This is a genomic window from Mesorhizobium sp. P3_A9, assembly GCF_056402975.1.
On the sequence record NZ_JBFUGJ010000464.1, the window covers coordinates 1 to 3,840 of the forward strand.

Sequence of the window (3,840 nt, forward strand, 5' to 3'; positions counted from 1 at the left end):
GGCCACCTCTCCCCCACTGCGTGGGGGCGAGGAACCCAAGACTTGTGAGGCCACCCGCCGCGCCATCAGCTCGCGCATCACCCGCCGCTCCCGCACCTCGATGCAGAGCTGGGCGCTCGACGGACAGAACTGGGCGTTGCCGCTTTTCACCTCGCCGCGCACGAAGCGCTGGATGGCAGCCTGCAAATCGGCAAGCTCGGCGTCACGCACCGCGCCGAGATAGCCGCGCATCTGCATCTCGACATCAGTCAGGGCGGATTGCGGGAAGCATGAGAACATCGCCGCCAGCGCCTTCGTCGCCTGCTGCAGTTCGGCTGCGGTCATGGCTGCGGATCTCCTCGATGATGGCGTTGGCGGCGTCGGTATGGGTTTTCGGCCACTGCCAGCCGGGTTTCTTCCCCCGAAGACCGCGGATCTGTTCTGTTTTTACCTGTGTGGGAAAAACGCCCGGCCTTTTCCCGGGAAAAGGCGTCAGCCTTTTCACTCTGGTTTCTGGAGTCTGGAAAATGCTGCGGCAAAGCACCGGCATTTGCCGACGCATCGACCTTTGTTTTCAACGCGGTGGCGGCGCCGCCGCGTGCCCCGGCGGCGGCCCTCGCCTCGCTTTTGACCTGCGCCTTGTGCAGCTCTTTGGTCAGCCTCTTGTGGCCGATCTCGCCGCCCTCGCACTCGAAGAAGGTCAACAGATCGGCGCTGATGGCGCGCCATCTTTTCAAGGTCAGCCGCGCAACCCGCGCGAGCTTGGCGTCGTCGTCGGGCAGCCGGCCGCCGGCGTTCCACATCGCCATCAGGATCAGCATGTAGGCGCCGATCTGTTCGGTGGAGAGCTGCAACGTGTCGCCGACGAAATCGGAGACGTAGAGCTGCATGAAGGGGCGCTCGCTCATGCTGCGTTCAACGCCATTCTTACACGCCAGCTAATGGAACCAGCCGCAGGTCCGGACGTTATGCCGCGACCAATCCAAGGGGAGGTTCGCCCATGACGGCTTTCATGCCGATTACGCTGCGCTTTTGCGACAACAAGACCATGCTGGTCGGCTCGGTGGCCGATGCCGAGACCGCGCTGCGCCAGCAATGGCCCGACAAGACCGCGCCCAGCTATCTCGATGCCGCAAGGCTGGTCAGGCTGGCGGTCGAGGGTACCTGCTGCCCGCGCACCGCATTCGACGCCTTCAGCAAGACCGCCAGGCAGCAAGGCATATTGGTGCCCAGGCCGAGAAGCCGTGCGCATGAATGGCTCGATGCCGCCGCCAACCCGTGATATCGTCGCGACGGCGATGCAACCGCGCGACGGCCTCATGCGTTTATAAGCGCGGGCTTTAAGGCCGCGCCGAGATTGAAGGTGAACGCCGTGGGTACAATGAAAACCGGAGTGCCGCTTAAAGTCAGCATGGACGGGCATGTCGAGGAGATCGACAGCGTCAGCGATGCCGCCGATTTTCTGCAGCGCTGGCCGGTCGAGCGGCGCGGCCACGTCTACCGCAGCGCGCTCAACGCCTGCAGTGCCGCAATCGCGGCGCAGATATCGGAATCCGACGCGATAAAAGTGTTCACCGGCTTTGCCCGCGTCGCCGGGGTTCTGGTTGCAGAGGGTGGCCCAGCTATGAGGCTGGAGGCACGCAGCGTGCAGAGCCGCATGCCGAAGCAGGGTCGGCAGATACCGAAATAGGCTCACGCGCAAACCCGCCTCTGAAACCGCGCCTGATGGTAGCTGCAGTAGCTTTTCAGCGCCCTTGTGCGCATGCCGCAGCACAGCATGTCGGCGCCGGGCCGGCCGCCTGTCGCGTCGTTCTCCGGATTCTCCTCAAGCGTAGATCGAGCGGCGCGCGGCAGCGGGAAAACAGGCAGTCGATGAAGCGCATCGCCACGCCATGCGGCTGGCGCCCAATTGGTCCGCGCGGCGGCGCCGGCACCTTGAAACGATAGGCTTCGCCATCGGCGATCAGCACTCCCATTTCGCGCACGAACAGCCGCGGCGGCAGCCAGGCCGGCGAAGAGTCGCGCCTGGCTTTGTTCTTGCGCAGGACGGTGCCCTCGGCGGTATGCACGCTGGCGCGCTTTTCCGCAGCGGCCTTGCCGTTTGCCGGCTTTGCGGCCACTGGCTTGCGCATTGCCCGCTCCCCGGCGGCTTGCGTGGCGACCGGCGGCATCCCCCGGCCATTGGCAAAGCCGATCGCGCCCAGCATGGCGTTGCGGTGGACGATGCCGATAATGGCGTTGCGCGACACCGGGCTGCCGCGCAGCGCGCTGAACGCCGCCGCGATCCTCGAGGCCGAAAGCCCGTCCTTCAGCCAGCGGGCGATCTCTTGCAATTCGGCGTCGCTGTAGCTTGCCATGTCTAGGCTCCATCCAAGGGTGCGCCTTCGGCAGCACTTGAGAGAGCGCACCGTCGGCCAGGCGTCAGGGTTCGGGCCCGCTCGGGGGCACGGTCAGGGTGTTCGGTGCGAAAGCCGGCTCCGCGGGCCGGATCAGCCGGAGCGGATCGAATGCCCGGCGGTCAGGCGCGCCAGCCGCGCCTCGGCGGTCTTCCTGTCGGGGGCGGAAACCGCCCTGCCCATCATCGGCTCGAACAGGATGACGGTGCCGTCCTGCGTGCGGATGCAGGAGCGCGCGTAGGGACCGGCAGCGTGCCGATCGAATTGGGGGCCGGAGCCGCGGGGAGCGGCGGCTCCGGCCGTTCCGGCCGCCGGTGACAGGCGGGCCGGACCCGAGGCATCAAGGCGCTCGGGCTTCGCCCCGGCCAGGGAGGAGGACGGCCGGGACGGAAGGGAATGCGTGGCAACCTCAGTCGCCGGATGGGCCTCACAGAAGGCCGGCGCTTCGGCGCCATGAAAGCTGGACAGGTTATGCATGACCAGATATAAGCATAACTCAAAAGTAAATGCAAGCCATTCTTTCATAGACGAGAGCCGCTTTCATCGCTCACATGGGCGCCATGGCCAAAACGGAACTGTCGATCAAGGTCGGGGCGGCGATCCGCCAGGCGCGCAAGCAGCGCGGGCTGGTCATGCGCCACATTGCCGAGCACAACGACACCGATGTCGCCGCCGTCGGCAATTGGGAAACCGGCCGCAATCTGCCTAAGACCGAGAACCTGTTGAAGACCGCGGCCTTCCTGCGCGTCGACCCTGTAGCACTGGGCCAAGGGCAGGTCGTCTTCCTCGACGATGCCGGCCCGGTCGCCGATGCCGAGATCGTCACCGATGCCGGCCCGCTGCCCGCCGGCTCAATGGATATCGAGGTGCTGGGCGCCGCGGTCGGCGGCGATGATGGCGACTTCACCTTCAACGGCGAGCCGGCCGGTTACGTCCAGCGCCCGCCCGGCGTTCGCAACCTGCCAAAGGTGTTCGCGCTGCATGTGCTGAGCGACTCCATGGTGCCGCGCTACGAACCCGGCGACCTCATCTATTGCGGCGGCCGCGACGCGGTGCCCGGCGACCATGTCGTGATCGAGACGTTTCCGGAAGAAAACGAGCGCAACGGCAAGGCCTTCATCAAGAAGCTGGTCAAGCGCACGGCGGGCGAGCTGGTGGTCGAGCAGTACAATCCGCCGAAGACGCTGACCTTCAACCGCTACGCGATCAAGCATGTCTGGCGGGTTATACCGCTGAAGGAATTGCTGGGGTATTGAGGAGCGCTTCTTCCCTTCTCCCCTTGTGGGGTTGAGCGACCGGTTCGCGAAGCGAATTCATCGTGCCAGTGGCACGATGAAAGGTCGGCGAACGCCGGGACGCTGCGAAGCAGCGGGGACCCGGCAGGTGGATCGTGCTCCACCCCGCCCTTCGCAGGCTCAGGGCGTTCGAACCTCGAAAAGCCAAGCAATTGGCTTTTCGTCCGCTA

7 protein-coding genes are annotated in these 3,840 nt (G+C 65.5%); 3 read left to right on the plus strand and 4 right to left on the minus strand.

Annotation, left to right across the window (positions count from 1 at the left end; translation table 11 throughout):
• Together AC1DX0_RS32560 and AC1DX0_RS32565 are read right to left on the minus strand one after the other, a co-directional pair.
• A partial coding sequence (locus AC1DX0_RS32560; protein WP_477358492.1) for a hypothetical protein occupies positions 1-324 on the minus strand: 324 nt, incomplete at its 3' end.
• The gene (locus AC1DX0_RS32565; RefSeq protein ID WP_477358494.1) at positions 321-869 is read right to left on the minus strand and encodes a YdaU family protein; all 549 of its coding nucleotides are present in this window, start codon (positions 867-869) and stop codon (positions 321-323) included. The genes AC1DX0_RS32565 and AC1DX0_RS32560, both read right to left, overlap by 4 nt.
• A 110-nt stretch (positions 870-979) precedes the next feature.
• Between AC1DX0_RS32565 and AC1DX0_RS32570 the strand changes: the two genes are divergently transcribed.
• Together AC1DX0_RS32570 and AC1DX0_RS32575 are read left to right on the plus strand one after the other, a co-directional pair.
• Positions 980-1,261, plus strand: a complete 282-nt coding sequence (locus AC1DX0_RS32570; RefSeq protein ID WP_477222718.1) for a DUF982 domain-containing protein — start codon at positions 980-982, stop codon at positions 1,259-1,261.
• A 99-nt stretch (positions 1,262-1,360) separates the two neighbouring features.
• Complete coding sequence (locus AC1DX0_RS32575; protein ID WP_477222946.1) at positions 1,361-1,669, plus strand: DUF982 domain-containing protein; 309 nt, start codon at positions 1,361-1,363, stop codon at positions 1,667-1,669.
• Positions 1,670-1,724: 55 nt separating this feature from the next.
• On the opposite strand, the gene AC1DX0_RS32580 is transcribed toward AC1DX0_RS32575, so the two are convergent.
• Both AC1DX0_RS32580 and AC1DX0_RS32585 read right to left on the minus strand, forming a co-directional pair.
• The gene (locus tag AC1DX0_RS32580; RefSeq protein WP_477222719.1) at positions 1,725-2,336 is read right to left on the minus strand and encodes a GcrA family cell cycle regulator; all 612 of its coding nucleotides are present in this window, start codon (positions 2,334-2,336) and stop codon (positions 1,725-1,727) included.
• Between the two features lie 132 nt (positions 2,337-2,468).
• Complete coding sequence (locus AC1DX0_RS32585; RefSeq protein ID WP_477222720.1) at positions 2,469-2,852, minus strand: hypothetical protein; 384 nt, start codon at positions 2,850-2,852, stop codon at positions 2,469-2,471.
• A 74-nt stretch (positions 2,853-2,926) separates the two neighbouring features.
• Here AC1DX0_RS32585 and AC1DX0_RS32590 point away from each other — a divergent pair, with 74 nt between their 5' ends.
• The gene (locus AC1DX0_RS32590; protein ID WP_477222721.1) at positions 2,927-3,631 is read left to right on the plus strand and encodes an XRE family transcriptional regulator; all 705 of its coding nucleotides are present in this window, start codon (positions 2,927-2,929) and stop codon (positions 3,629-3,631) included.
• Positions 3,632-3,840 lie beyond the last annotated feature (209 nt).